The following is a 25,879-nucleotide window of genomic DNA, read 5'->3' as shown; positions in this document are numbered from 1 at the left end:
ACGCCCCTCCCGCGAGCTGCGGGAGGGGCGTCGTCGTGATCCAGGACGGGATCAGTGCATGCCGACGGCCTCGGTCGACGCGCCCTCGCGGAAGCGCGAGAGCGGCACGCGCACCATCGAGAACGCGATGGGCGACGCGAGCGCCACGCCGATCGCCGCCGCGAGGAACACCACGTGGTACCCGTCGACCTGCTGCTGCAGCGGGTTCGCGACGCCGTCGGTGACGGAGGCGGTGACCGCCGAGGCGAACAGGGCGGTGAAGACGGCCGTGCCGATGGATCCGCCGATCTGCTGCGTGCCCGTGAGCGCCGCGCCCGCGACGCCCGCGTCGCGCGGCTCGATCCCGGAGAGCGCGACGTTCTGCATGGGCACGAACACGAACGCGAGCCCGATGCCGAGGAGGATCTGGCCGGGCAGCACCTGCACGACATAGGCGCCGTCGACCGTGATGCGGCTGAACCACAGCAGCCCCGCGGCCGCGAGGAGCGGGCCGATGGTCATGAGGACGCGCGGGCCGACCCGCGGCAGGAGCCGCGCGACCTGCGGCGCCGTGAGCATGATGGTCGCCGCCATCGGCAGCGACGCGAGGCCCGAGACCAGCGGCGGCATGCCGAGCACGATCTGGAAGTGCAGCGTGAGGTAGAGCAGCCCGCCGAGGAGCGCCGCGCCCACCATCACCGAGGTGAGGTACGCGCCGCCGCGGGTGCGGTCGGCCACCACGCGGAGCGGCAGCAGCGGGTTGCGCGCCCGCGACTCCCACCACACGAAGGCGACCATGATCCCGACGCCGAGCGCGAGGAAGCCGATGGTGTCGGGCTCGCCCCAGCCGTTCTCCGCGCGGGAGAAGCCGTAGACGATGGATGCGAGTCCGAGCGTGACGAGCAGCGCGCCGGGCACGTCGTAGCTGCGGTCGCCGTCGGCGCGGCTCTCCTTCACGAGCGGGACGCCGGCGACGATCGCGACGATGGCGATGGGCACGTTGACGAGCAGGCACCAGTGCCAGCTGAGGTACTCGGTGAGCACGCCGCCGAGCAGCAGGCCGACGGCCGCGCCGGATCCGGCGATGGTGCCGTAGACCGCGAACGCCTTGACGCGGTCGGGGCCGGACGGGAACGTCACCGACAGGAGCGCGAGCGCGGCGGGCGCGAGGAGCGCCGCGAAGACGCCCTGGAGGCCGCGCGCGATGAGGAGCATCTCGCTCGAGACGGCGAACCCGCCGAGCGCGCTGGCCGCCGCGAAGCCGACCATGCCGAGGAGGAAGGAGCGCTTGCGGCCCCAGTAGTCGGCGATGCGGCCGCCGAGCAGGAGGAGCGAGCCGAACGCGAGCGCGTAGACGGTGACGACCCAGGTGCGGTCGGCGTCGGTCATCCCGAGGTCGCGCTGGGCGGCGGGCAGGGCGATGTTCACGATGGTGCCGTCGAGGACGACCATGAGCTGGGCGAGGGCGACGACGGCGAGGAGGATCCACTTGCTGCGGGCGGACGGCGCGGCCGGAGCGGCAGGGCCGGTGGGCGCGGCGGGGCCGGCGAGCGACGCGGATGACGTGGACGGCGGTGCGTTCTCAGGGGTGCGTGCGTGCGAGATCTGGTGCTCCTGGATGGTCGTGCGGCGCCATGGCGGGCGAGGACGGTCCAATCTAGGGCGGCGTGGTGGACGGAGTCAAACGAACCGGTTCGTTTGACATACGCTGTTCACATGGCAGAGACGACGGGGTCCGCCCGATCCACCGACGAGAAGCAGGACGACGTCCGGCACCGCATCCTCCTGGCCGCGCGCGAGGAGTTCGCCGCCCACGGGCTGGCGGGCGCGCGCGTCGACCGCATCGCCCGCTCGGGCCGCGCGAGCAAGGAGCGGCTGTACGCGCACTTCACCGACAAGGAGTCGCTGTTCCACGCGGTGCTGAGGCTCAACGGCGTCGAGTTCTTCTCCGCCGTGACGCTGGATCCCGCCGACCTCCCCGGCTTCGTCGGCCAGCTCTTCGACCACGCCTACGAGCACCCGCAGCACCGCCGCATGCTCGCGTGGGCGCGGCTCGACGGCCTGGAGCTCGACGTGCCGCACAGCGCGACGTCGCCGTCGGCCAAGGTGCAGGCCATCCGCCGCGGGCAGGAGGAGGGCCACATCGACCCGTCGTGGGATCCGCAGCGCCTCCTCACGATGCTGTTCGCGCTCGCGCAGGCGTGGGTGCAGTCGCCCTACCCGGCGATGCACGCGGACTCGCCCCGGGCGCGCGCCGCGGACCGCGCGGCCGTCGTGGAGGCGGCCCGTCGGATCACGGCGCCGGCGGCGCGCTGACGCTCCGCCGCCGACGACGGCGCCCGACCCCTGGTCGTCACGCCATCCTGCGGATTCCCCGGATGAGGGAGACGCTTCCCAGGCCCCGCCCGTAGCGTGAACCCATGTCCGACACACTGACCCGCGAGTACGAGGCGGGCTCCAGCCACGCGCATCCGCTCCGTCGGTTCCTGCGCCGATGCCGGGCCTGGATCGAGCTGCACCCCAAGGCCCGCTGGCTCTACCGGATCCTGGTGGGGCTCCTCGGCGTCGCCATCGTCCTCGTCGGCATCGTGCTCATCCCGCTGCCCGGACCCGGCTGGCTCATCGTCTTCCTCGGGATCGCCGTGCTCGGCACCGAGTTCCCCGCGGCCCACCGCGTGAACGTGTTCCTCAAGCGCCAGCTGCACCGTTTCTGGGACGCGTGGCGCCGCTGGCGCGCCTCCCGCGCCGAGCGTCGCGCGGCCCGCACCACCCGCTCCACCCGCTGACCCGCCGACGACGAGAGCGACCGCCCATCGGGGCGGCCGCTCTCGTCACGTCATCGGGCGTGGATCAGCTCGCGAGCGCCGGGTAGTCCGTGTAGCCCTCGGCGCCGGGGCCGTAGAACGTGGCCGGGTTCGGCTCGTTCGTCTCGAGCCCCTGCTCCCAGCGCTCGACGAGGTCGGGGTTGGCGATGACCATGCGGCCGACGGCCACGACGTCGGCCGTGCCCTCCTCGACCAGCTGGATCGCCTCGCCGCGCTCGGTCTGCACGCCGAAGCCGCTGTTGATCATGAGCGGGCCGCCGAACGTCTTCCGGAGGCCCTGGACGAGCTCGCCCGCGGGCTCGGCGTGCAGGATGCTCACGTAGGCCAGGCCGAGCGGCGCGATGCCGGACAGCAGCGCCTCGTAGGTGGCGCGCGTCTCCTCGGCGTCCTCCTCGAGCACGTCCTGGATGTTGTGCGACGGCGAGATGCGGATGCCGACGCGCTCGGCGCCGATCTCGCGGGAGACCGCGTGCGCCACGTCGATGCCGAGCTTCGCGCGGTTCTCGGGCGATCCGCCGTAGGCGTCCGTGCGGACGTTCGAGACGGGCGAGAGGAACTCGTGCAGCAGGTAGCCGTTGGCGGAGTGGATCTCGACGCCGTCGAACCCGGCGTCGACCGCGTTGCGCGCGGCGACCGTCAGCTCGTCGACGATGAGCGGGACCTCGTCGGTCTCCGGCTCGCTCGGCACGGGGTACGGCGCCTTCCCGGTGGGCGTGTGCACCTCGCCCTGGATCGCGATGGCGCTCGGCGCGAGCAGCGGCAGGCCGCCCGTGATCTCCTCGTGCGAGACGCGGCCGCCGTGCATGAGCTGCATGACGATGCGGCCGCCGGCCTCGTGCACCGCGTCGGTGACCCGACGCCAGCCGGCGATCTGCTCGTCCGTGACGATGCCGGGCTGGCCCGGGTACGCCTTGCTGCGCTCGCTCGTGAACACGCCCTCGGAGACGATGAGGCCGGTGGACGCGCGCTGGCGGTAGTACTCGACGACGATTTCGCCGGGCACGCCGTGCTCGTCGGAGCGCATGCGGGTCAGCGGCGCCATGGCGACGCGGTTGGGGAGCTCGAGGGTGCCGAGGGCGACGGGGGAGAACAGCTTCACGTGAGGGATCCTTCGTCTCGCAGGTGGCCTCCGCGCGCCGCGACGGATCACGTCGGGGAGGGCCGCGGGGGCCAGCGGTCCTAGCGGACCGCCCTCGGGCAACCCGGACGCCCCGGGACGGCATTCCGCGAGCGCCCCTTCTCCCAGGCCCTCGTCAGGCTCCCCACGCCCCGGGCGCGTCCCGCGGGGGACGCGACTCGTCAGTACGAGGCGACGGCCTCCGTGCGCCGCGCGAGCACGACGTCGTCGGCCGCGAGGTCGTGCCAGCCGCGGAGGAGGTGGCGGGAGTCCCAGCCGACGGACGCATACGGCAGCCAGATCGTGAACAGCCAGCCGAGCACGAACGCGTTCTGCACCACGCCGCGCAGCAGCGCGCGGCCGAAGCCGAGCATGCCGGGCTCCGAGAAGCGCTGGACGCGGATCCCGACCATGGCCTTGCCGGGCGTCGTGCCCTTCCACCCGAGCCACCACGTGGCGATGAGGAGGTAGGCCACGATGCTGATCAGGATGGCCAGCATGGCGCCGCCGAAGTAGATGTCCATCACGTCGTCGGCCGCCTCGCCGAACAGCTGCAGGTCCTCGATGCGCTGTCGGGCCATGCCCTGCAGCGGGACGATCCACGCTCCCGCCGAGAGCCCGCCGACGAACCCGAAGACGACCTGGTCGAGGATCCGCCCGGCCGCCCGACGTCCGACGCCCGCGAGCCGCCAGGCGGGGTCGATGTGCGCCGGGAGGGGGCGATGGGCGTGCGGCAGGAGGACCATCCCGTACCCGGGCGGCGGGACCGCGCCGGGGTAGGGGCCGCCGGCGTAGGCGGCGCCCGGGTAGGAGCCCGCCGGGTACGCGGGGTACGCCGCATCCGACGGCGCGTACGCGTACGCGGGCCCGGCCTCCGCGTCGCCCGCGGCTCGCGCCGCGTCCTCCGCTCGTGCGTCGCCCTGCGCCGCGTCCGGCCGAAGTTCGTCGTGCCCGTCGCTCATCGCGTCTCCCGTGGTCGCTGCGCCCCCGCGACGCGGATCCAGCGTATCCGGCGGGTGAGGGAACCGGGACGCGACGAGGGCCCGGCACCCTCGCGGATGCCGGGCCCTCCCGGTCGTGCTGGTGACGCTGGCGTCAGCCCTGGATCTCCCCGCGGGAGACGGCCTCGGCGTACTTGCGGAGGTCCGGCCCCGGCTCGAAGTCGATGAACCGGCCCTTGAGCTGCTCGAACAGGCGCTGGTACACGGTCTCCCAGTCCTCGCCCTCGAGCTCCTTCGCCGCGGTGAGCACGGCCTCCTGGAGCACGCGGTCGCTGTCCGTGAGGATCTTGTCGCGCGCCTCCTGGTTCCAGACGATCTCGGACGTGTCCATGATCAGGCCTTCACGTCCCCGCGCCAGGCGCCGTCCTCGGTGCCGCGCTTCTCGATGAACTCCTTGAAGTTCTTGAGGTCGGCCTTGATGACGTGGTCGTCCACGCCGATCGCCGCGCCGACCTTCTCGACGAGGCCCTTCGCCTCCCAGTCCAGCTGGACGGTGACGCGGGTCTCGGTGTCGCTGAGCTTGTGGAACGTGACGACGCCGGCGTGGTCCTCGTCGCCGCCCGTGGAGTTCCAGGCGACGCGCTCGTCGGGGTGCTGCTCGGTGATGTTGGCCTCGAACGTGCGCTCGATGCCGCCGATCTTGACCTTCCACTCGGTGAGCGTGTCGGTGACCTGCGTGATCGACTCCACGTAGCTGAGGAAGTTCGGGAACGACTCGAACTGGGTCCACTGGTTGTAGGCGGTGCTGACGGGGACGTTGACGTCGACGGTCTCGATTACTCGGGGCATTGCTTCTCCTCGTTCGGATTCGGTGCGTGGGGTCGGGTCGCCGTGCGACCCGGGAGCCCGGGCGTCGATGTGGACACCGGCGCGGGCACGTGTTCGACGCTACGCCGGGGCCCCACCGGGTATCCGGCACCCGAGGAATGCACAGGCAACGTTCAAGCGCCGGTCACGCCTCGGCGGCGCGGGAGGATCCGAGGAGCTGCTGGACGCAGGCGCGCGACCACGACGCGTACACGCGGGAGGCCTGTGCGGCATCCGGATCGCCGAGGTCCACGACCCGGTCGCCGGGGAACGGGACGGCGACGACCTGCGGGCGGGTCAGACGCCGCGGTTGCGGAGGAAGGGCATGGGCGAGGTCGCGACGCCGCCCTGCCGGATCTCGAAGTGGAGGTGGCAGCCGGTGCTGAGACCCGCGCTGCCGACCGCGCCGATCTGCTGGCCCGCCTGCACGCTCTGGCCCGTCCGGACCATCACGCCGTACGAGTACATGTGGCCGTACACGCTCGTGACGCCGCCGCCGTGGTTCAGGGTGATCGCATTGCCGAAGCCGCTGGATCCGCCGGCGAACTGCACCGTGCCGGCCGCCGTCGCGTAGATGGGCGTGCCGCAGCCCGCGCCGAAGTCGTCGCCCGCGTGCAGGCGCCAGTAGCCGAGGATCGGGTGCAGGCGCATCCCGTAGGACTGGTACGAGCCGTAGCTGCGGATGGGCATGGTCCAGCCGGATGCGGACGGCTGGCCGCCCGACGACGGCGGGCGGGGTGCGTTGGCCGGGGGACGCGCCGCCGCGTTCGCGGCGGCGGCAGCTGCTGCGGCGGCCGCGCGGGCATCGGCCTGGCGGCGGGCCTCCGCGGCCGCCTCCTCCTGGCGCTTCCGCTCGCCGATCGCGAAGCCCTCCTCGACGGAGATGCGGGAGTCGCGGAGCGTGGTGAGCTGCGCCTGGAGCTCCGAGCTGCGGGCCTCCTGCTCGGCGAGCGCCTGATCCGCGCGGGCCTGCGCCGCGGACGCCTCCTGCAGCTTGGCCTCGGCGTCGGCGGCGAGGACGGCGAGCGCCTCCTTCGCGACGGACGCCTGCTTGCCGAGCGACGCGGCCGTGCGGGCCGACGTGACGGCGGCGGTGAACGCGGTGTCCTGCCGGTCGGCGAGCTTGGTCGCCGTGCCCATGCGGGCGAGGAGGGCGTCGGCGTCCTCGCCGCCGCTCGTGAAGAGGCGGAGGGAGACGTCGCCGCCTCCGCCGCTGCGGGCGAGCTGGGCGACGAGCTGGCCGACCTGGCGCTTCGCGTCGTCCGCGTCGGCCTGCGCCCTCTCGGCCTTGGACTCGAGGGCCTGGAGCTCGCCGGTGGCCTCGTCGAGCGCATCCACCGCGGCGGCGTGCTCGTCGGCGCGCTGGAGGGCGAGGGCCGTGGCGGCCTCGACCTCGGCGGAGAGGCCCGAGATGAGGGAGGTGATGCGCGTGACCTGGTCGGCGGTGGCCTGCTCGCTCGAACGCGCCGCCTGCACCTCGGACCAGGTGGGGTACTCCTCCGCGGCCTGGGCGGACGGGATGCCGAGGCCGAGCAGGAGGGCGGATGCGGCGAGGGTCGCGGCCACTCGGAGGCGCGGCGCGGTCGCGTTCCGCGGGCGCCGTTCGGCGGGGCGGGAGGTACGTGCGGTGCGGGAGATGGCGGGCCTCGTCGAGGTCGGTGGAGCGCGGATCTTCCGACGGTAGCCGAGATGAGGGCGAACATCACCATCCCCTTCTATTTCTGCATGTGAGGAGATCCGCTCGGCGATGGCGGACGGGCGCGGAGCCGACCCTAGGATCGGGCGGCAGGGCGACCGGCGTCCGGTCGGGAGCGCGCATGACGGTCATCGAGTCGCCCGGCGGCCGGGCGCAGACGCGCGGAGCCGGGATCGCCACCGCCGTCGTCGGGTTCGCCGGCACGTCGGCCGTGGTGCTGACCGGCCTCACCGCTGTGGGTGCGTCGCCGTCCCAGGCCGCGTCCGGGCTGCTCGCGCTGTGCGTCACGCAGGGGCTCGGCACCGTGCTCCTCGCGCACCGCTTCCGGCGTCCGATCACGCTCTCCTGGTCGACGCCCGGAGCGGCGCTGCTCATCGGATCCGGCGCGGTCGAGGGCGGCTGGGCGGCCGCGGTGGGGGCGTTCCTCGTCTGCGGGATCCTCGTGCTCGCGACCGCGCTCTGGCCGCTGCTCGGCCGGCTCGTGCGCCTGATCCCGGCGAGCGTGGCCGCCGCGATGCTCGCGGGCGTCCTCCTCCCCCTCTGCGTCGCGACCGTGACGGCGGCGGTCGCCTCCCCGCTCGTCGTGCTCCCCGTGATCCTCGCCTGGCTCGCCGCCGCCCGCCTCGCCCCGCGCTGGGCGGCCCCGACCGCGCTGGCCGCCGCGCTCGTGGTGGTCGGGATCTCGCTCGCGGTGGCGGGGCCCGCACCCGGAGCGTCGCTCGACCTCGCCCACCTCGTGCCCCGGATCGAGCTGACGGCACCCGTCTTCACGATGGCGGCGGCGGTCGCGCTCGGGATCCCCCTGTTCGTCGTGACCATGGCGTCGCAGAACCTGCCGGGCGTCGCGGTGCTCGCGAGCTTCGGCTACGAGACGCCGTGGCGCGCGGCGATGACGACGACCGCGGCGGCCACGCTCGTGAGCGCGCCGTTCGGCGGGCACGCCGTGAACCTCGCCGCCCTGTCGGCCGCGCTCTCCGCGGCACCTTCCGCGCATCCGGATCCGGACGAGCGGTGGCGCGCCGCCAGCGCGGCCGGGTGGACCAACCTCGTGCTCGGGCTGGCGTCGGCTGCGCTCGCGGCCGTGATCGTCGCGGGTCCGGCGGGCGTCGTGGCGGCCGCCGCCGGGCTCGCGCTCGCGCCGTCGCTCGCGTCGAGCCTGGCGTCCGCCATGCGGGAGCCGGGGGCGCACCTGCCCGCGATCGCGACGTTCGTGGTGGCGGCGTCCGGGATCACGGTCGGCGGGCTCGGCGCCGCGTTCTGCGCGCTCGTGGCCGGCGTCCTGGTGCACCTCGCGCTCCGGACGCGCGCGATGCCGCGTGGCAGACTCGATCGACACGAGGAGCGCGACGCCGCATGAGCCACGACACCACCCCCGCATCGCCCGGAGCCGGAGCCGACGCCGCCGTCGCGCCCCGCGACCCCGAGCTGCAGAGCACGACCTGGACGCTGGTCCTGGCGCTGAGCGCCGAGCAGGTCTCGGGCGACGGCACGAGGTCCGCCCGCCTGGCCGAGGCGCAGGCCGCCTTCGAGCGCCTGCTGCCCGTCGACCACGTCGTCGTCCGGTGGACCCGCGAGGTCGGCCGCATGATGACCGAGGAGGCGCGCCTCTGGACCCGGTGGGAGCTGTTCACGCCCACGGTCGCGACGCCGCTGAAGCTCTGGTCGGAGGGCTACGTCGACGAGACGTGGTTCGCCGAGCGGCTCGATGACGACCCGTTCGTCCCCGTCGTGATGAAGGCGCCCGAGGGCCAGGCGGGGGTCGGCGCGTGAAGGTCCTCGTCACCGGATCCCGCGGCAAGGTCGGGCGCGCCGCCGTCGAGGCGCTCGTCGCCGCCGGGCACGACGTCACGGGCGTCGACCTCGTCCGTCCCGTCTTCGACGCGGGCGTCGTGGTGCCGGGCCGGTACGTCATGGCCGACCTCACCGACGCCGGATCCGCGTTCGCGCTCGTCGCCGGCATGGACGCCGTCGTGCATGTCGCCGCCATCCCGCAGCCCACCGGCAACCCCGCGCACGTCGTGCTGCAGACCAACCTCATGTCGACCTTCAACATGATCGAGGCCGCCGTGCGCTTCGGCGTGCCGCGCTTCGTCAACATCTCGAGCGAGAGCATCGTCGGCAACTTCTTCCCGGAGCGGCCCTTCCTGCCCGACTACGCGCCCGTCGACGAGGAGCACCCGCTCCGCCCGCAGGATCCGTACGCGCTCTCCAAGGCCTTCGGCGAGCAGCTGATGGACGCGGCCGTGCGCCGCTCCGACATCCGCGTGATCTCGCTCCGCCCGAGCACCGTGCACAACGAGGACAACTACGCGTCGAACCTCGGCGCGCAGGTGCGCGACGCGTCCGTGCTCACGGCGAACCTCTGGAGCTACATCGACGCGGACGACCTGGCCGACGCGATCGTGCTGTCTGTCGCCTCCGACCTGCCCGGCCACGAGGTGTTCTACATCGCGGCCGCGGACAACGCGGGCGGGCACGACTTCGTCGCCGAGCTCACGCGCCACTACGGCGACGCGATCGAGCTGCGGGCGATCGAGCGGGTCGACTCCTCGGGCATCTCGACCGCGAAGGCCCGCCGGCTCCTCGGCTGGGAGCCGACGCGCAGCTGGCGCGACCACCTCGACGCGGACGGGAACGCGCTGCCGCGATGAGCACGGCCGGTTCGGACGGCGAGCCCGCTCCCCCGTCGGGCTCGACGCCCGCCGCGCTGGAGGGCGCCGTCGCCGGGGATCCGGGAGGGATCGCGGCGGCCGATGACCCGAGCGCCCGCAGCACCGCCGCGGGCGCCGCCCTGCAGGTCGGCACGATCGTGAGCGTCAGCTACGGGTCCTCGCTCGCCGGGCTCGTGATCCCCGCCGTCGGCCCCGTCCTGGTGGTCGCCGCACGGCAGGTGATGATGGCGGCGCTCGTGCTGCCGGTGGCGCGGCCGCGGATCCACCGGATGACGCGCGCGCAGCTCGTGCCCGCCGTGATGCTCGGCCTCGCGCTCTCGCTGATGAACCTCTCGTACTACGCGGCCGTCGACCGCCTGGGACTCGGCATCGCCGCGACCATCGAGTTCCTCGGCCCGCTGTCGATCGCGCTGCTCGCCTCGCGCCGCCTGCTCGACGCCGCGTGCGCGCTCGTGGCGGCCGCGGGCGTCGTCGTGCTCACCGGGCTCGAGGGCCGGATCGACCCGTTCGGCCTGGTCTGCGGCGCCACCGCGGCGGTCACCTGGGCCGGCTACATCGTCTTCACGCGCCGGGTCGCCGAGCGGCTGCCGGGCTTCCAGGGGATCGCCGTGGCCAGCATCGTGAGCCTCGTCGTCCTGGTGCCGTGGGCGCTCCTCACGCTCGACGTCGCCGCGATCGACGGGCGGATCCTCGGCCTCCTCGTGGCGATCGGCCTGCTGTCGTCCGCCGTGCCGTACTCGCTCGACACCGTGATCCTCCGCCGCATCACCCCGCGCCTCTTCGCCGTGCTGACGAGCCTCAGCCCGGTCGTCGCGGCGATCCTCGGCGTGATCGTGCTGCGGGAGTCGCTGTCGCCGATCCAGCTCGGCGCGATCGTGGTCGTGTGCGTCGCGGCGGGCGTGGCCATCGCGACGCGCGCGCCCGCGGGTCCCGCGGCGCGGCGCCGACCGCGCGGCCCCCGGACGCGGACGCGCCCGGCCGCGTCGTAGGGCGGCCGGGCGCGGACCGGGTCAGCGCGGTGTCGGGGTCAGCGCGCCCCGAGCTCCGTCAGCACCTCGGCGAGCTGGCCGACGGCCCAGACGAGGTCCTCCTCCTCCACCACGATGGGCGGCGCGAGCCGGATCGTCGAGCCGTGCGTGTCCTTCGCGAGCACGCCGCGCTCGGCCAGCCGCTCGCAGACCGCGCGGCCCGTGGCGAGCGCCGGGTCGATGTCGATGCCGGCCCACAGCCCGCGGCCGCGCACCTCGAGGACGCCGTGGCCCACCAGATCCGCCAGCCGGGCGTGCAGTACGGCCCCGAGGCGACGCGCGCGCTCCTGCGGCTCGCCCGTCGCGAGCATGTCGACGACCGCGTGGCCCACGGCCGCGGCGAGCGGGTTGCCGCCGAACGTGGATCCGTGCTGCCCCGGCTGGATCACGCCGAGCACGTCCGCGTCGCCGACCACGGCCGAGACGGGCACGATGCCGCCGCCGAGCGCCTTGCCGAGCAGGTACAGGTCGGGCACGACGTCGGAGTTGTCGCACTCGAAGGTCGCGCCCGTGCGGCCGAGGCCCGACTGGATCTCGTCCGCGATCATCAGCACCCGCTCGCGCGTGCAGATCCGCCGCACGTCGGCGAGGTAGCCCGCGGGCGGCACGACGATGCCGGCCTCGCCCTGGATCGGCTCCACGAGCACCGCGACGGTGTCCGCGTCGATCGCGGCCTCGAGCGCCGCGGCGTCGCCGTACGGCACGGTGACGAAGCCGGGCGTGAACGGCCCGAAGTCGGCGCGCGCCTCCTCGTCGTCGCTGAAGCTCACGATGGTGGTGGTGCGGCCGTGGAAGTTGCCCGCCATCACGATGATCTTCGCCCGGCCCGCTGCCACGCCCTTCACGCGGTAGCCCCAGGCGCGCGCGACCTTGATCCCGGACTCCACGGCCTCGGCGCCCGTGTTCATCGGCAGGACCATGTCCTTGCCGGCGAGCTCGGCGAGCGCCGTGACGAACGGGCCCAGCTTGTCGTTGTGGAACGCGCGGCTCGTGAGCGTGATCCGCCCGAGCTGCTCGGTCGCGACCCGCACGAGCTCCGGGTGCGAGTGCCCGAAGTTCACGGCCGAGTACGCGGCGAGGCAGTCGAGGAGGCGCCGGCCGTCGAGGTCGGTGACCCACGCGCCCTCGCCGGACGCGACCACGACGGGGAGCGGGTGGTAGTTGTGCGCGGCGTGCGCCTCCTCGGCGTGGATCGCGAGGGCGCCGGCGTCGGATGCGGCGGGGCGGTCGATGGTGTCGGTCATGTCCTCATCCGTCCTGATCGTCACTGTCGCAGCTCGAGCGTGCAGCACTTCACGCCGCCGCCGCCGAGCAGCAGCTCGGACAGGTCGACGCCGATGGGGTTGTACCCGCGCTCGCGCAGCGACGCCTCGAAGCCGACGGCCTTCTCCGCGATGACGACGTTGAACCCGTCGCTGTAGGAGTTGAGGCCGAGGATCGAGGCGTCCTGCTCGCTGACCTCGACGGCGTCGGGGAAGCGGCGCTCGATCTCGTCGAGGCTGTCGGCGTCGAACGCGCTCGGCAGGTAGGCGATGTTGGTGTCGTCGAGCACGGCGATCGCGGTGTCCAGGTGGTAGAACGACGGGTTCACGAGGCGCAGGGTCACGACCTCGCGGTCGAAGATCCGGGCCACCTCGGCGTGGCTGGTGCTGTCGCTGCGGAAGCCGGTGCCCGCGAGGATCGTGTCGCCGACGAGGAGGATGTCTCCCTCGCCCTCGTTGACCTGCTCGGGCACGCGCACGTCGAAGCCCGCCTCGCGGAACCAGTCCATGTACGCGGGGCCCTCGGGCTGGCGCTCGGGGTGCTGGAAGGCGGCGCCGTACGCGATGCCGTCGAGCGTGAAGCCGCCGTTGGCCGCGTAGACCATGTCGGGCAGCCCGGCGATCCCGTCGATGAGGTCGACCTGGAAGCCGAGGCCCACGTAGGTGTCGTAGAGGGTCTGCCACTGGCGCACCGCGAGCGACGTGTCGGTCGGGACGGCGGGATCCATCCACGGGTTGATCTTGTAGACCACGTCGAAGTGGTCGGGCCGGCACATGAGCACGCGCTTCGCGACGGGCGTGCGGCCGCCGGACGTGTCCGCGGTTCGGGAGAGGGTGGAGGGCATGGTGCTCCTGCTTCGTGCGGCGCGCCGGGTGGCGCGGTCGTGGAGGCGGACGATGTCCCAGAGCCCCGAGGGGACGCCTTCCGGACAGCCTGGCAGGCGCATCGCGCCCGTTCGAGAGGGTGCGGCGCGGATTCCGCGCGTGGGGGCACCGTCCCACGCACGATCCCGCCATAGGCTCGGACCATGGACAACCTGGACCACCGGATCATCGACCTCCTCCGCCAGAACGGACGCGCCGGCTACGGCGACATCGGTGGGACGGTGGGCCTCTCGGCCAGCGCGGTGAAGCGGCGGGTCGACCGGCTGGTGGCCGACGGCGTGATCCGCGGCTTCACGATCCAGGTCGACCCGGCCGTCGACGGCCTCAGCACCGAGGCCTACGTGGAGCTGTTCTGCCGCGGGACGGTGGCGCCCGACGAGCTGCGGCGGATCCTGCAGGGCGTGCCCGAGGTCGTCGACGCCGGCACCGTCACGGGCGACGCGGACGCGATCGTGCGGATCCGCTCCCGCGACATCCCGAGCCTCGAGGACGCCCTCGAGAAGGTGCGCCTCGCCCCGAACGTCGACCACACGCGCAGCGCGATCGTGCTCTCGCGTCTGGTGAACCGGACGCTGGAGTAGCGCCGGGGCACCGCCGGGTCAGGCGAACAGCGCCACCAGGATCACGACGTAGATGACCACGAAGAGCGCGGGGATCGCGTAGCGGATCAGATTCGTGATGCCCTCGGCGGCGATGACCATGCGGGCCGCGTGCGAGGTCGCGCCGGCGTCGCGGAGGTCGCGGGCGATCGCGATGGCCTGCGAGTTGACGGAGAACTGGACGGCGGATCCGAGCGCGCCCGTCGCGAGCAGGATGAGCGCGGCCGCGAGTCGCGTGCCGAGGTCGGCGTCGGCGAGGCCCGTGCGGAGCAGGACCACCGTGGACGTGAGCAGGAAGATCGGGCCCAGCTGGCTCGTGATCATCTGCTTGCGGGCGCGCGACCACATCGTGATCAGCTCGAGCTCGGACATGCGGATCCTCCCGTCGGCGGCCGATGCGCCGCCCTCCCATCCTGCCCCCGCCGCGGGCCCCGGCAGCGCGCGCCGCCGTGCATGTCGCGTCTGCCGTCGCTCCGCGGATCGCTAGCCTCGGCGCATGGATCCCGCGCTCGGCTACCGCATCGACCCGGGCTCCGGCACCCCGCCCTTCGAGCAGCTCCGCGCGGAGGTCGCGCGTCGGGCGTCGGACGGCGAGCTGCCGGTCGGCGCGCGGCTGCCGACGGTGCGGGCGCTCGCGGAGCAGACGGGCGTCGCCGTCAACACGGTGGCACGCGCGTACAAGGAGCTCGAGGCGGACGGCGTGATCGAGACGCGCGGCCGCGCCGGGTCCTTCGTCGCCGCGCAGGACGACGTGCCCGCCGCGCTGCGGGCGGCGGCCGTCGCGTACGCGCAGCTCGCGGGACGGCTCGGCGTCGCGGACTCCGAGGCCCGCCGCCTGCTCGACGAGGCGCTCGCGGCCGGATGACGGGGCCGTCGGGCGGGGCGGCGACGCCAGGTCGCGGCGAATCCACCTCCCGTTCACCTGGAGGCCCGACAGTGCACACGCCGCACGATCCGAACGGAGACCACATGCCCGAGTCCTCCCCGGAGGCGGCGACGCCGCACGACGACGCCCCTCGCGCGAGCGCTCCCGCCGTGTCCACCGGCACCGCCCGGGCCCACGCCGACGACGCCCAGCACGTGCTGGATCGGGCCGACGCCGTCACTCCCCCGCGCACGCTCGTCGAGGTGCTCCGCGCGACGGTCGCCGCGCACCCCGACGCGTCCGCCATCGAGGACGGCGACGGCGCGCTCAGCTACCGCGAGCTCATGGCGCGCGTGGTGCAGGTCGCCGCGTCGCTGCGGGACGCGGGCGTCGGCAAGGGCGACCGGGTCGGGATCCGCATGCCGTCGGGATCCCGCGACCTCTACGTCACCGTGCTCGGCGTGCTCGCGGCCGGCGCCGCCTACGTGCCGGTGGACGCCGACGACCCCGAGGAGCGCGCGCGGCTCGTGTTCGGCGAGGCGCGCGTCGCGGGCGTCGTGACCGGCACGGGCGAGTACATGCCGCAGGCGGCGGGCACCGGGTCGGCCGGCGACGCCGACGCCGACGCCGCGGCGGCCGAGGCCCTCCGCATCCTCCCCGCCGCCGCCGCGCACGCCTCCACCTCCGCGCTGCCGCTCGTGGCGCCGCCCGCGCCGGAGGACGACGCGTGGATCATCTTCACCTCGGGATCCACCGGCACGCCCAAGGGCGTCGCGGTCTCGCACCGCTCGGCCGCGGCCTTCGTCGATGCGGAGGCGCGCCTCTTCCTGCAGGAGGAGCCGATCGGCCCCGGCGACCGCGTGCTCGCCGGCCTCTCGGTCGCGTTCGACGCCAGCTGCGAGGAGATGTGGCTCGCCTGGCGCCACGGCGCGTGCCTCGTGCCCGCGCCGCGCAGCCTTGTCCGCAGCGGCATGGACCTCGGGCCCTGGCTCACCACGCACGGCGTGACGATCGTCTCCACCGTCCCGACGCTCGCGGCGCTGTGGCCCGCGGAGTCGCTCGAGAACGTGCGGCTGCTCATCTTCGGCGGCGAGGCCTGCCCGCCCGAGCTCGGCCAGCGGCTCGCGACCGACGGGCGCGAGGTCTGGAACACGTACGGCCCCACCGAGGCGACCGTCGTCGCGTGCGCCGCACCGCTCGGCGGCCCCGGCCCGGTGCGCATCGGCCTGCCGCTCGACGGCTGGGACCTCGCGGTCGTCGATCCCGAGGGCGCGCGCGTCCCCGAGGGCGGCGTGGGCGAGCTGATCATCGGCGGCGTCGGGCTGGCCCGCTACCTGGATCCGGCCAAGGACGCCGAGAAGTACGCCCCGTTCCCCGCGCTCGGCTGGGACCGCGCCTACCGCTCGGGCGACCTCGTGCGCTTCGAGGCCGAGGGTCTCGTGTTCCAGGGCCGCGCCGACGACCAGGTGAAGGTCGGCGGCCGCCGCATCGAGCTGGGCGAGATCGAGGCCGCGCTGCAGGCGCTCGACGACGTGCAGGGCGCGGCCGTCGCCGTGCAGACCACGGGTGCGGGCAACCAGGTGCTCGTCGGCTACCTCGTGCCCCGGGATCCCGCGACCTTCTCCCGCGAGGACGCCGTGCAGCGCCTCCGTGTCGCGCTGCCGGCCGCGCTCGTGCCGCTCATCGGCGTGGTCGAGTCGTTGCCGACGCGCACGTCCGGCAAGGTCGACAAGGCCGCGCTCCCGTGGCCGCTCCCGGGCGCCGCGGGCGACGACGGCGCCGACCTCGACGCCGAGCTGCGCCCCCTCGCCGAGATGTGGTCGGCCGCGCTCGGCACGCCCGTCGCGAGCGCCGACGCCAACTTCTTCGACCTCGGCGGCGGATCCCTGTCGGCCGCGCAGCTCGTGGCCCGGATCCGCACCATCGACCCCGAGTTCACGGTCGCCGACGTCTACGCCCACCCGCGCCTCGGCGCGATGCACGCCGCCATCGCCGGTCGCGCGCCGCGGGCGGAGCGCAGCGGGCCGCGCGTCGACGTGACGCCCACGCCGCGTCGCACCCAGTGGATCCAGACCCTCCTCGGCGCGCCCCTCCTCGCCCTGCAGAGCCTCCGCTGGCTCGCGCTGCTCCTCACCGCGAGCGCGCTGCTGCGCCCGCTCGGCGGGTTCGACGCTCTGCCGTCCGTGCCGCTCGGGCTGCTCATCCCGGGCCTGCTCCTCTTCGCGACGCCGTTCGGCCGCATGGCGATCTCCGCGGTCGCCGCGCGCCTGCTCCTCCGCGGGCTCGAGCCCGGCGACCACCCGCGCGGCGGCCGCTGGCACCTGCGGATCTGGCTGGCCGAGCAGATCGCGCAGCAGATCGGCGCGGTCGGGCTCGCGGGCGCGCCGTGGATCACGTACTACGCCCGGGCGCTCGGCGCGCGCATCGCCGACGACGTCGACCTGCACACGCTGCCGCCCGTGACGGGCATGCTCCGCGTCGGCCGCGGCGCGTCCGTCGAGCCCGAGGTGGACCTCTCCGGGTACTGGATCGACGGCGACACCGTGCGCGTCGGCGCGGTCCGCATCGGCGCGGGCTCCACGGTCGGCACCCGCTCGACGCTCCTGCCGGGCACGCGCATCGGCAAGGGCGCGGAGATCGCGCCGGGCTCGGCCGTGTTCGGCCGGGTGCCGTCGGGCCAGCGCTGGGCCGGATCCCCCGCCGCGCGCGAGGGCAAGGCCCGGGTCTGGTGGCCCGACCACCGGCCGCCGCGCAACACGCGCTGGGTCGCGGCGTACGGCGCCGCCTCCGTCGCGACCGCGCTCGTGCCGGTGGTCGGCTTCGTCGCGGGCGGCGGGATCCTCGCGGCCTCCATCCGCGGATCCGCCGACCTCGGCGACGTGTGGTGGCGCGGCCTCGGCGTGCTCGTGCCCGCGGTGCTCATGACCGGCCTCGTGCTCGCGCTGCTCGTCGTCGGATCCGTGCGCCTCCTCGGCCTCGGCGTCACCGAGGGCATCCACGCGGTGCGCAGCCGCGTCGGCTGGCAGCTGTGGACCACCGAGCGCCTGCTCGACCTCGCGCGCACCGTGCTCTTCCCGCTCTACGCCGGCCTCTTCACGCCCGTGTGGCTGCGCCTCCTCGGCGCCCGCGTGGGCAAGGACGTCGAGGCGTCGACCGTGCTGCTCATCCCCGCCATGACCACCATCCGCGACGGCGCCTTCCTCGCCGACGACACGCTCGTCGCCGGCTACGAGCTCGGCGGCGGGTGGATGCGCGTCGCCCGCGCCGAGATCGGCCAGCGCGCGTTCCTCGGCAACTCCGGCATGGCGGGGCCCGGCCACAGGGTGCCTAAGGACGGCCTCGTCGCCGTGCTCTCGGCGGCGCCCACGAAGTCGAAGGCCGGATCCTCCTGGCTCGGCTCCCCGCCCGTGCGACTCCGGCGCACGGTCGCCGCCGCCGACGACTCGCGCACGTTCCGGCCGCCGACCCGCCTGCGCGTCGCGCGGATCCTCTGGGAGCTGCTGCGCGTCGTGCCCGTCCTCGTCACCTGCGCCATCGGCCTCGCTGTCCTCGTGACGCTCGCCGCGCTGACCGGGGCATGGGGCCCGTTCGTCGCGTTCCTGCTCGGCGGTGTGGTGCTGCTGGTCGCCGGCGCGGTCGCGGCGGGCATCTCGACGGCGGCCAAGTGGATCCTCATCGGCCGCATCCGCGCCGAGGAGCACCCGCTGTGGTCGTCGTTCGTGTGGCGCAGCGAGGTGTCGGACGTGTTCACCGAGATGGTCGCGGCGCCCTGGTTCGCGTCGTCGGCGGCGGGAACGCCCGCGCTCGTCTGGTGGCTGCGGAGCCTCGGCGCGCGCATCGGATCCGGCGTGTGGTGCGACTCGCACTGGCTGCCCGAGGCGGACCTGGTGACCCTCGGCGACGCGTCCACTGTCAACCGCGGATGTGTCGTGCAGACGCATCTGTTCCATGATCGGATCATGAGCATGGACACCGTCACCCTCGACGCCGGTGCGACCCTCGGGCCGCACAGCGTCATCCTCCCCGCGGCGCGCATCGGCCCGCAGGCCACCGTGGGCCCCGCGAGCCTCGTGATGCGCGGGGAGCTCGTGCCCGAGGCCAGCCGCTGGAGCGGCAACCCGATCGGCCCGTGGCGCGAGGTGAAGACGGGACGCTACCTGCCCGCCGCGGCCGCGCCCGCCGCCGGCTCCCCGGCCTCCGCCGACTCCGCCGCTCCCGCTCCCGCGCCCGCCGGTCGCCGGTGAGGGCCGCGGCAGGTCCCTCGTCCGGCGACGGATACACCCCCGAGGTCGGCTCCACCGCCTACTCCGTGGAGCGGTACGACCTCGACCTCGACTACCGCGTGGCGCGCAACCGGCTGAAGGCGCGCGCCGTGATCAGCGCCACCGCCCGCGAGGACCTCCCCCGGTTCGAGCTCGACCTCACGGGCCTCCGCGCCTCGGACGTGCGCGTCGACGGCCGCCGCGAGACCCGGCACGTGCAGCGCGGCGGGCGGCTCGTCGTCACCCCGGCCACGCCGATCCCCGCAGGCGCGTCCTTCACGGTAGACGTGGCCTACTCCGGCGAGCCCGGCCCCCGCCGCACCGTCTGGGGCGAGCTCGGCTGGGAGGAGCTCGGCGACGGCGTGCTCGTGGCGTCGCAGCCGAGCGGTGCGTCGACCTGGTTCCCCTGCAACGACCGGCCGGATGTGCGGGCCCCGTTCCGGATCCGCGTCGCGTGCGAGGTCGACTACTCCGTGGTCGCGAGCGGCCGGCTCGTCTCCCGGCTCGAGCGCTCGGGCCGCGCCACCTGGACCTACGAGCAGGACGCGTCCACCGCGCCGTACCTCGCGACCGTGCAGATCGGCCGCTACGCCGAGCGGCGCGTGCCCGCCGGATCCACCGAGGCCGTGTTCGCGTACCCGAAGCCGCGCGAGGCCCGCGTGCTGCACGACCTCGCGCCGGTGCCCCGCATGATGGCGTTCTTCGAGACCCTGTTCGGGCCGTACCCGTTCGGCGAGTACCGCGTGGTGGTCACGGACGACGAGCTGGAGATCCCGCTCGAGGCGCAGGCGATGGCCGTGCTCGGCGCGAACCACGCCGACGGCACGGGCGGATCCGAGCGGCTCGTCGCCCACGAGCTCGCGCACCAGTGGTTCGGCAACTCCGTGGGCCTCGCGTCGTGGCAGCACATCTGGCTCAACGAGGGCTTCGCCTGCTACGCCGAGTGGCTGTGGTCGGAGGAGTCCGGCGGGCCCACCGCGGACACGCTCGCACGCCAGCACCACGCGCGCCTCGACCGCTACGGCACGCAGATGGGCATCGGCGATCCCGGGCCGGAGTCGATGTTCGACGACGTCGTCTACAAGCGCGGCGCCCTCGCGGTGCACGCGCTGCGGCTGACGCTCGGTGACACGGCGTGGCGGCAGCTGCTGCTGCGCTGGACGGATCCGGCGTGGACGGCGCCGCGCACCACGGCCGACCTCGTGGGCGCGGCAGGCGACGCCGGCGCGCTGCTGCGCGCGTGGCTCGCGGACGCGCCGCTGCCGGCGCTGCCGCGGGTGGGGCGGCGCTGACGGCCGACCTCCGCTGGCGAATCGTCCCTATGCTTCGGGCCGATGCACAACGACGATGGCGCTGATCGAGTCTCCTCTCGGCCTGGTCCCGCGCTGGGCCAGGGCCGTGACCAGATCGCTTCCGAGCTCCACGTCAGCCACGCGATAGCGCGCGGGCTCGCCGTCGATCCACGCGACGGACCCGTGGGCGTCGTCCGCGAAGCGGACGCGCGACGGGTCGATGCGCAGGCCGCGGCCGTCGGCCTTCAGCACGGCCTCGATCCGCACCCACTCCTCGAGCGTCGTCCCGGGCGGCGCCTCCCGTCCGCGCGGCTCGGCGTCGATCCCGACCGGCCCGCCCGCGCTGACCGCGACGACCACCGCGGCGCCCGCGTGCGCGACGCTCGCGTGCAGGGCGTCGAGCGCGCGGGATCCGCCGAGCACCGGCCGCCCGTGGGGCCCGCCGCAGGTCGCGCAGCGGGCCCGGACGGTGACGTCGGCGGGATGCGCGCCCACGAGCTCCGCGGCGATCGACCGCAGCGCGTCCCGGCCGACGGCGGTGCGGGCGGGGCGGGCGGCGGACGCGTCCACGGCGACGCGCGCGACGACGATGTGCGTCATGATCCGCTGGGGTTGCCAGTGCCCGGCGGGTCCGCGGGGAGCACGCCCTCGTCCACGTCCTGCGCGGCCGGCCGGGCCGGTGTCCGCCGAGCGTTCACCCACGCCAGCAGGACCGCGGCGACCGCGAGCACGAGCACGCCCGCCGTGACCCAGCGCGTGAAGCCGCTGGTCGACGCGCCGAGGAGCGCCCCGACCACCGTCACCGCGATGTCGACGAGGAGGAGCACGACGGCGACGATCCCGACGACCAGGGCGTAGCCGTCCAGCGGGCCCGGGGGTCCGGGCAGCTGGCCCGGCGTCGGCGGATCCGCCCGGCGGGACAGCAGCTCCCGCTGCACCGGGATCCGCGCCGCCAGCAGCCGCGCATCCTCCGGGATCGGCCCGGCAGGGAGGTGCAGGAAGGCGAGCACGTCGCCGCCGACCGGGTACGAGGCCGCGAAGAGCCGTGCGGTGCGGTCGCGCTCGTAGGTGGTGGTCCAGCCGGGGAGCACGATGCCCCACCGGCCGGCCTGGTCGTGCGTACCGTCGTCGCGGTACCACTCCGCGAGGATCCGCCGGGCCTCGAGCTCGGTCGGGTTCCGCTCCACGCGCGTCCGCAGCGACTGGATCCCCCTCGCGCGCTCACCCGCATCCCGCATCGCCTCGGCGCGCGCGATCGCCCCGGCCTCGTCCATCCGCTCATCGTGGCAGGCGGCGGATGCGACCGCATCCGCCCTCGGTGTGCGGGACACGGCGCTCAGCCCAGGTCGCGTGCCAACCGCTCGTCCGTCTCCGTGGCCTGCCGGGTGACGCCCGCGTCGTCGACGTACGCGTACGTGGTCGTCGTCATCTCCCCCGTGCCGTGGTAGCCGAGCCGCTCGTACAGAGCTCGGGCACGCGGGTTGTCGAGGCCGACCCCGACGGTGAGCCGGCCGGGGGCGATCCGCTCCTCGGCCGCCCGCACGATCGCCGTGCCGATCCCGCGACCCCGCTCCGCCGCATCCACCCTCAGGTTCCGCAGCTCCGGCACGTCGCCGCGGAGGTCGAGCTGGCCGGCGCCCACGGGACGGCTGCCGTCCCACGCGACGAGCAGCGTGGATCCGCCCGCCTCCTGCAGCTCCCAGATGGCGCGCGCGAACCCGCGGCCGGACGGCTCCCCCTGCTCGAGCCGCCCGACCTCCGAGGCCTGGAGCGCACGGACCTCGATCGCGGTCACCTAGATGACCGCCTCGCTCCAGGCGTCCGGGTTGCCGAAGCGGTGGGCCGTGATGCTGATCGCCTGCTCGCGCAGGAACGTGAGCATCTCGACGCGGCCTGCCGCGGTGATCTCGTCGGCGAAGACGGCCACGTCGGGTGTGCCGCGGAGCGCGTCGGACAGGGCCCGCGCCTCCACGAGCCGCGAGTCGCGGGCGGCGACGAGCCGCACGCGCTCCGTCGCGATCCCGTCGGCGGCGACCTGGGCGAGCCACGCATCGTCCGTCTCGATGGTCACGTGCACGCTCGGCAGGTCCTCGAGCACCTGGCCGAGGCCGGCCGGCAGGATCCCGGGCACCGACACGTGCATCTCGGCCCGCGCGAGGCGTCCTGCCGCGAGCACGCGCAGCAGGTCCGCGAGCGCGCCCGACTCCGTGAGCCGCACCGTGACGGGCAGCGGCCGGTAGCGGAACAGGTTCCGCTCGACGCCGAGGCCGCTCGGGTCCTTCACCTGGCCGAACTCGTCGTGCCACGCGACCGCGTCGCTCAGCGCAGAGCGGCGGACGAGGTCGAAGTCCTCGTAGCGGATCGCGGGCTGCGCCGACTCGATGAGCTCCGTGACCCGCGGCGACAGGCCGCGGAGGTGCAGGGAGCTCGAGTGCCGGCCGGCGTCGGCGACCCAGGAGCCGAGTCCCATGAGGTAGTTCGGGCCGCCGGCCTTGGTGCCGGATCCGACCGAGGAGCGCTTCCAGCCGCCGAACGGCTGGCGCTGCACGATCGCGCCGGTGATCCCGCGGTTCACGTAGAGGTTGCCCGCCTCCACGGTCTCGAGCCACTGCTCGAGCTCGCGCGCGTCGAGGCTGTGCAGGCCCGCGGTGAGGCCGTAGGGGATGGCGTTCTGGAAGCGGATGGCCTCCTCGAGGGTGCGCGCGCGCATCACGCCGAGCACGGGCCCGAAGAACTCGGTGAGGTGGAAGTACGACCCCGGCTTCACGCCATCGCGGACGCCCGGCGACCAGAGGCGCCCGGTCTCGTCCTTCGCCTCCGGCTCCACGAGCCACTTCTCGCCGACGCCGAGCTGCGTGAGCGCGTGCTTCAGCTTGCCGGCGGCCGGCTCGATGATCGGGCCCATCTGCGTGGTGGGATCCGAGGGATAGCCCACGCGCAGCGACGACACCGCGTCGACGAGCTGCGTGAGGAACCGGCGGGACCTGCCGACCGAGCCCACGAGGATCACGAGGCTCGCCGCCGAGCACTTCTGGCCGGCGTGGCCGAACGCGCTCTTCACGACGTCGGCCGCGGCAAGGTCGAGGTCGGCGCTGGGCGTGACGATGATGGCGTTCTTGCCGCTGGTCTCCGCGAGGAGCGGGAGGTCCGAGCGCCAGGAGCGGAAGACCTCGGCGGTCTCGTAGCCGCCCGTGAGGATCACGCGGTCGACCGCCGGGTGGGAGATGAGGTGCTCGCCGAACTCGGCCTCGCCCGCGTCGACGAGCGCGAGCAGCTCGCGCGGCACTCCGGCCTCGCGGAGCGCCTCGACGAGCACGGCGCCGGATCGGCGGGCCTGGCCGGCGGGCTTGACGACCACGCCGCTGCCGGAGGCGAGGGCCGCGAGCATGCTGCCCGCGGGGATCGCGACGGGGAAGTTCCACGGCGGCGCCACGACGGTGACGCGCGACGGCACGAAGCGGGCGCCCTGCACGCGGTCGAGGTCGCGGGCGCGCTCGGCGTAGTAGTGCGCGAAGTCCACGGCCTCGCTGACCTCGGGGTCGGCCTCGGCGATGGTCTTGCCGGTCTCCGACGCCATCACCTCGATGAGGCGCGCGCGGTTGCGCTCGATCGCGACGCCGACGCGGTGCAGGAGCGCCGCGCGCTGCTCGCCGGGGCGGGCGCCCCAGGACGCGGCGGCCGTGCGGACGCCGTCGATGATGTCGTCCAGCTGCCCGGTGGAGTCGATGCGCGCGGCCTCGATGGTCGCGACGCCCAGCTGCGAGGCCTCGACGCGGGACAGGATCTCGCGGCCCCAGGCGCGGTTCGTCGGCAGCGCCGGATCCGTGTCGGCCGCGTTGTGGAACGGCGTCGCGGAGGCGTCGGGGTCCACGAGCGCGTCGGGCGTCAGCAGCGAGCCGCGGGTGAAGCCCTGCACCACGCTCGTGAGCTGCGGGTCGACCTCCTCCTCGGGCTCCTCCGGCGTCTCGGGCTCGGCGAGCGGATCCACGTCGTCGAGCTCCGGCGGGAAGCGGCGGTCCTGTGTGCGGTTCGGCGCCGGGATCGTGTCGTCCACTCCCTGGAGCGACGCCCGGAACCGCGACTCCTCCCGCGCGAACAGCTCGCTCGACGTGCTCAGCTCGAACACCGCCGACATGAAGTTCTCCTGGCTCGCGTTCTCCTCCAGGCGGCGGATGAGGTACGAGATCGCCACGTCGAACTCGGTCGGGTGCACGACGGGCGTGTAGAGCAGGAGCCCGCCGACCGTGCGCTTCACGGCCTCGGCCTGGCCGGTCGCCATGCCGAGCAGCATCTCGAACTCGATCCGGTCGGTCACGCCGCGCTCCTCCGCGAGCAGCCACGCGTACGCGACGTCGAAGAGGTTGTGGCCGGCGACCCCGATCTTCACGGCGTCGGCCGCGGCGGGGGTGAGCGCGTGCTCGAGCATCCGCTTGTAGTGCGTGTCGGTCTGCTCCTTCGTGGCCCAGGTGGCGACCGCCCAGTCGTGCATCCGGCCGTCGACCTGCTCCATCGCCAGGTTCGCGCCCTTGACGATGCGGACCTTGATGGGCGCCCCGCCCGCCGCGCGCCGCTCCTGCGCCCACGCCGTGAGCCGCTGGAGCCCGGCGAGCGCGTCGGGCAGGTACGCCTGCAGCACGATGCCGGCCTCGAGGTCCTTGAGCTGCGGCTGGTCGAGCACGCGCGTGAACACCTCGATCGTGAGGTCGAGGTCCTTGTACTCCTCCATGTCGAGGTTGATGAACTTCGGCGCAGCGGCCTTCGCGGCCAGCTCGTACAGGGGGGTCAGGCGCTCGACGACCTTCTCGACGGCCTCGTCGAACGCCCACATCGACAGCTGCGAGACGACGCTCGACACCTTGATGGAGACGTAGTCCACGTCGTCACGCGCGAGCAGCTCGCGCGTGCCCGCGAGGCGGCGCGCGGCCTCCTTCTCGCCGAGCACGGCCTCGCCGAGCAGGTTGAGGTTGAGGCGGGATCCGCCCTCGCGCAGCTTGGCGATGGCCGGGCCGAGCTTCTCGCTCGTCGCGTCGACGATGAGGTGCCCGACCATCTCGCGCAGCACGCGGCGCGCCACCGGGACGACGACCTGCGGGAGGACGGGGCCGAGGATGCCGCCCGCCCGGATCGCGCCCTGCATGTACCAGGGCAGGAAGCCGGGGGTCTTGGCGGTGAGCGCGGCGAGGCTGTTGCCGGCGACAGGCAGGTCCTCGGGACGGACGACGCGGTCGACGAAGCCGATGGTGAAGTCGAGGCCGTTCTCATCCTTGAGGACGCCCGCGAGGCGCTCGGCGGAGGGATCCGCGGGGTGCTGCGCCGCCTCCGCGAGCCAGGTGCGCACGAGGGCGACGGACCGGTCGGCGAGCGCCTCGCGGTCGGGTGCTGCGGCGGTGCCATCGACCGTCGGGATCGCGGCGGTCTCGGGGGCGGATGCGGTCTCGGCGGTCATGCGGGAACCTCTTCGTCTCGGGTCGGGCGCTCTGCCCCGGCGTCGGCCGCGCTGCGGGCGCGTCCTCCCAGTGTGCGACCATGCTCTCATCGGATGCGCTGAACGTTTCCGATGATCATCGTGCGGTCCTGCCGATGATTCCA

23 protein-coding genes are annotated in these 25,879 nt (G+C 74.3%); 10 read left to right on the top strand and 13 right to left on the bottom strand.

Annotated features, from left to right (window positions below; genetic code table 11):
• Nucleotides 1-51: 51 nt before the first annotated feature.
• Complete coding sequence (locus tag FGD68_RS05295) at nucleotides 52-1,635, bottom strand: MFS transporter (protein WP_119373591.1); 1,584 nt, start codon at nucleotides 1,633-1,635, stop codon at nucleotides 52-54.
• 60 nt (nucleotides 1,636-1,695) lie between these two features.
• Here FGD68_RS05295 and FGD68_RS05290 point away from each other — a divergent pair, with 60 nt between their 5' ends.
• The gene (locus FGD68_RS05290; RefSeq protein ID WP_104235579.1) at nucleotides 1,696-2,295 is read left to right on the top strand and encodes a TetR family transcriptional regulator; all 600 of its coding nucleotides are present in this window, start codon (nucleotides 1,696-1,698) and stop codon (nucleotides 2,293-2,295) included.
• A 104-nt stretch (nucleotides 2,296-2,399) separates the two neighbouring features.
• Entirely contained in the window at nucleotides 2,400-2,765 is a 366-nt protein-coding gene (locus FGD68_RS05285) for a TIGR02611 family protein (protein WP_104235580.1), read from the top strand.
• A gap of 64 nt (nucleotides 2,766-2,829) precedes the next feature.
• Here the strand turns inward: FGD68_RS05285 and FGD68_RS05280 are convergent, their stop codons facing one another.
• The 5 genes from FGD68_RS05280 to FGD68_RS05260 all read right to left on the bottom strand — a co-directional run bounded on the left by FGD68_RS05280 (nucleotide 2,830) and on the right by FGD68_RS05260 (nucleotide 7,295).
• Nucleotides 2,830-3,903: an alkene reductase gene (locus tag FGD68_RS05280; protein WP_119373197.1), complete on the bottom strand. Its 1,074-nt coding sequence runs from the start codon at nucleotides 3,901-3,903 to the stop codon at nucleotides 2,830-2,832.
• A gap of 200 nt (nucleotides 3,904-4,103) precedes the next feature.
• Entirely contained in the window at nucleotides 4,104-4,883 is a 780-nt protein-coding gene (locus tag FGD68_RS05275) for an RDD family protein (RefSeq protein ID WP_119373198.1), read from the bottom strand.
• Nucleotides 4,884-5,016: 133 nt separating this feature from the next.
• On the bottom strand, nucleotides 5,017-5,253 hold the full coding sequence (locus tag FGD68_RS05270) for a hypothetical protein (protein ID WP_011931861.1): 237 nt from the start codon (nucleotides 5,251-5,253) through the stop codon (nucleotides 5,017-5,019).
• A 2-nt stretch (nucleotides 5,254-5,255) separates the two neighbouring features.
• The gene (locus tag FGD68_RS05265; protein ID WP_104235584.1) at nucleotides 5,256-5,711 is read right to left on the bottom strand and encodes an SRPBCC family protein; all 456 of its coding nucleotides are present in this window, start codon (nucleotides 5,709-5,711) and stop codon (nucleotides 5,256-5,258) included.
• A 315-nt stretch (nucleotides 5,712-6,026) separates the two neighbouring features.
• Nucleotides 6,027-7,295, bottom strand: coding sequence for a M23 family metallopeptidase (locus FGD68_RS05260; protein WP_104235586.1), 1,269 nt, complete (start codon nucleotides 7,293-7,295; stop codon nucleotides 6,027-6,029).
• Between the two features lie 251 nt (nucleotides 7,296-7,546).
• On the opposite strand from FGD68_RS05260, the gene FGD68_RS05255 reads away from it, so the two are divergent.
• The 4 genes from FGD68_RS05255 to FGD68_RS05240 are packed head-to-tail and all read left to right on the top strand — an operon-like array spanning nucleotide 7,547 to nucleotide 11,086.
• The gene (locus tag FGD68_RS05255; protein ID WP_237609866.1) at nucleotides 7,547-8,782 is read left to right on the top strand and encodes a benzoate/H(+) symporter BenE family transporter; all 1,236 of its coding nucleotides are present in this window, start codon (nucleotides 7,547-7,549) and stop codon (nucleotides 8,780-8,782) included.
• Complete coding sequence (locus tag FGD68_RS05250) at nucleotides 8,779-9,195, top strand: hypothetical protein (protein ID WP_182480994.1); 417 nt, start codon at nucleotides 8,779-8,781, stop codon at nucleotides 9,193-9,195. Before FGD68_RS05255 ends, FGD68_RS05250 begins: the two co-directional genes overlap by 4 nt.
• Nucleotides 9,192-10,076: an NAD-dependent epimerase/dehydratase family protein gene (locus tag FGD68_RS05245; protein WP_119373840.1), complete on the top strand. Its 885-nt coding sequence runs from the start codon at nucleotides 9,192-9,194 to the stop codon at nucleotides 10,074-10,076. The genes FGD68_RS05250 and FGD68_RS05245 overlap by 4 nt, the downstream gene beginning before the upstream one ends.
• Nucleotides 10,073-11,086 (top strand): EamA family transporter, encoded by a 1,014-nt coding sequence (locus FGD68_RS05240; RefSeq protein ID WP_237609865.1) that lies wholly within the window; start codon nucleotides 10,073-10,075, stop codon nucleotides 11,084-11,086. Before FGD68_RS05245 ends, FGD68_RS05240 begins: the two co-directional genes overlap by 4 nt.
• 38 nt (nucleotides 11,087-11,124) lie before the next feature.
• Here FGD68_RS05240 and rocD read toward each other — a convergent pair whose 3' ends face one another.
• Both rocD and ddaH read right to left on the bottom strand, forming a co-directional pair.
• Nucleotides 11,125-12,369, bottom strand: a complete 1,245-nt coding sequence (rocD, locus tag FGD68_RS05235) for an ornithine--oxo-acid transaminase (protein ID WP_104235591.1) — start codon at nucleotides 12,367-12,369, stop codon at nucleotides 11,125-11,127.
• 20 nt (nucleotides 12,370-12,389) lie between these two features.
• The gene (gene ddaH / locus FGD68_RS05230; protein WP_119373565.1) at nucleotides 12,390-13,232 is read right to left on the bottom strand and encodes a dimethylargininase; all 843 of its coding nucleotides are present in this window, start codon (nucleotides 13,230-13,232) and stop codon (nucleotides 12,390-12,392) included.
• 183 nt (nucleotides 13,233-13,415) lie between these two features.
• Here ddaH and FGD68_RS05225 point away from each other — a divergent pair, with 183 nt between their 5' ends.
• Nucleotides 13,416-13,853, top strand: a complete 438-nt coding sequence (locus tag FGD68_RS05225) for an Lrp/AsnC family transcriptional regulator (RefSeq protein ID WP_011931848.1) — start codon at nucleotides 13,416-13,418, stop codon at nucleotides 13,851-13,853.
• Nucleotides 13,854-13,871: 18 nt separating this feature from the next.
• On the opposite strand, the gene FGD68_RS05220 is transcribed toward FGD68_RS05225, so the two are convergent.
• On the bottom strand, nucleotides 13,872-14,243 hold the full coding sequence (locus FGD68_RS05220) for a hypothetical protein (RefSeq protein WP_104235593.1): 372 nt from the start codon (nucleotides 14,241-14,243) through the stop codon (nucleotides 13,872-13,874).
• A 124-nt stretch (nucleotides 14,244-14,367) separates the two neighbouring features.
• Here FGD68_RS05220 and FGD68_RS05215 point away from each other — a divergent pair, with 124 nt between their 5' ends.
• The 3 genes from FGD68_RS05215 to FGD68_RS05205 all read left to right on the top strand — a co-directional run bounded on the left by FGD68_RS05215 (nucleotide 14,368) and on the right by FGD68_RS05205 (nucleotide 20,290).
• Nucleotides 14,368-14,736 (top strand): GntR family transcriptional regulator, encoded by a 369-nt coding sequence (locus FGD68_RS05215; protein ID WP_237609864.1) that lies wholly within the window; start codon nucleotides 14,368-14,370, stop codon nucleotides 14,734-14,736.
• A 104-nt stretch (nucleotides 14,737-14,840) separates the two neighbouring features.
• A complete protein-coding gene (locus FGD68_RS05210; RefSeq protein ID WP_237609863.1) occupies nucleotides 14,841-18,980 on the top strand; it encodes a Pls/PosA family non-ribosomal peptide synthetase in 4,140 nt (1,379 codons plus the stop codon).
• Complete coding sequence (locus tag FGD68_RS05205) at nucleotides 18,977-20,290, top strand: M1 family metallopeptidase (RefSeq protein WP_119373632.1); 1,314 nt, start codon at nucleotides 18,977-18,979, stop codon at nucleotides 20,288-20,290. The genes FGD68_RS05210 and FGD68_RS05205 overlap by 4 nt, the downstream gene beginning before the upstream one ends.
• Nucleotides 20,291-20,317: 27 nt before the next feature.
• Here FGD68_RS05205 and FGD68_RS05200 read toward each other — a convergent pair whose 3' ends face one another.
• The 4 genes from FGD68_RS05200 to FGD68_RS05185 all read right to left on the bottom strand — a co-directional run bounded on the left by FGD68_RS05200 (nucleotide 20,318) and on the right by FGD68_RS05185 (nucleotide 25,736).
• Nucleotides 20,318-20,890: a 4'-phosphopantetheinyl transferase family protein gene (locus tag FGD68_RS05200; RefSeq protein ID WP_237609862.1), complete on the bottom strand. Its 573-nt coding sequence runs from the start codon at nucleotides 20,888-20,890 to the stop codon at nucleotides 20,318-20,320.
• A complete protein-coding gene (locus FGD68_RS05195) occupies nucleotides 20,887-21,564 on the bottom strand; it encodes a DUF6584 family protein (RefSeq protein WP_119373235.1) in 678 nt (225 codons plus the stop codon). Before FGD68_RS05195 ends, FGD68_RS05200 begins: the two co-directional genes overlap by 4 nt.
• A 62-nt stretch (nucleotides 21,565-21,626) precedes the next feature.
• A complete protein-coding gene (locus FGD68_RS05190) occupies nucleotides 21,627-22,085 on the bottom strand; it encodes a GNAT family N-acetyltransferase (protein WP_119373236.1) in 459 nt (152 codons plus the stop codon).
• A complete protein-coding gene (locus FGD68_RS05185) occupies nucleotides 22,086-25,736 on the bottom strand; it encodes a proline dehydrogenase family protein (RefSeq protein ID WP_119373237.1) in 3,651 nt (1,216 codons plus the stop codon).
• Nucleotides 25,737-25,879: the final 143 nt, after the last annotated feature.

Source organism: Clavibacter californiensis (assembly GCF_021952865.1).
GTDB lineage: Bacteria > Actinomycetota > Actinomycetes > Actinomycetales > Microbacteriaceae > Clavibacter > Clavibacter californiensis.
Note: the sequence above shows the minus strand (reverse complement) of the source record. Positions and strands in the feature narration are given on the sequence as shown.

Coding starts and splice junctions, on each gene's coding strand:
- FGD68_RS05290 (WP_104235579.1), top strand. CDS start 1,696: ATGGCAGAGACGACGGGGTCCGCCCGATCCACCGACGAGAAGCAGGAC.
- FGD68_RS05285 (WP_104235580.1), top strand. CDS start 2,400: ATGTCCGACACACTGACCCGCGAGTACGAGGCGGGCTCCAGCCACGCG.
- FGD68_RS05275 (WP_119373198.1), bottom strand. CDS start 4,883: ATGAGCGACGGGCACGACGAACTTCGGCCGGACGCGGCGCAGGGCGAC.
- FGD68_RS05270 (WP_011931861.1), bottom strand. CDS start 5,253: ATGGACACGTCCGAGATCGTCTGGAACCAGGAGGCGCGCGACAAGATC.
- FGD68_RS05265 (WP_104235584.1), bottom strand. CDS start 5,711: ATGCCCCGAGTAATCGAGACCGTCGACGTCAACGTCCCCGTCAGCACC.
- FGD68_RS05255 (WP_237609866.1), top strand. CDS start 7,547: ATGACGGTCATCGAGTCGCCCGGCGGCCGGGCGCAGACGCGCGGAGCC.
- FGD68_RS05250 (WP_182480994.1), top strand. CDS start 8,779: ATGAGCCACGACACCACCCCCGCATCGCCCGGAGCCGGAGCCGACGCC.
- FGD68_RS05240 (WP_237609865.1), top strand. CDS start 10,073: ATGAGCACGGCCGGTTCGGACGGCGAGCCCGCTCCCCCGTCGGGCTCG.
- rocD (WP_104235591.1), bottom strand. CDS start 12,369: ATGACCGACACCATCGACCGCCCCGCCGCATCCGACGCCGGCGCCCTC.
- ddaH (WP_119373565.1), bottom strand. CDS start 13,232: ATGCCCTCCACCCTCTCCCGAACCGCGGACACGTCCGGCGGCCGCACG.
- FGD68_RS05225 (WP_011931848.1), top strand. CDS start 13,416: ATGGACAACCTGGACCACCGGATCATCGACCTCCTCCGCCAGAACGGA.
- FGD68_RS05220 (WP_104235593.1), bottom strand. CDS start 14,243: ATGTCCGAGCTCGAGCTGATCACGATGTGGTCGCGCGCCCGCAAGCAG.
- FGD68_RS05215 (WP_237609864.1), top strand. CDS start 14,368: ATGGATCCCGCGCTCGGCTACCGCATCGACCCGGGCTCCGGCACCCCG.
- FGD68_RS05210 (WP_237609863.1), top strand. CDS start 14,841: ATGCCCGAGTCCTCCCCGGAGGCGGCGACGCCGCACGACGACGCCCCT.
- FGD68_RS05200 (WP_237609862.1), bottom strand. CDS start 20,890: ATGACGCACATCGTCGTCGCGCGCGTCGCCGTGGACGCGTCCGCCGCC.
- FGD68_RS05195 (WP_119373235.1), bottom strand. CDS start 21,564: ATGGACGAGGCCGGGGCGATCGCGCGCGCCGAGGCGATGCGGGATGCG.
- FGD68_RS05185 (WP_119373237.1), bottom strand. CDS start 25,736: ATGACCGCCGAGACCGCATCCGCCCCCGAGACCGCCGCGATCCCGACG.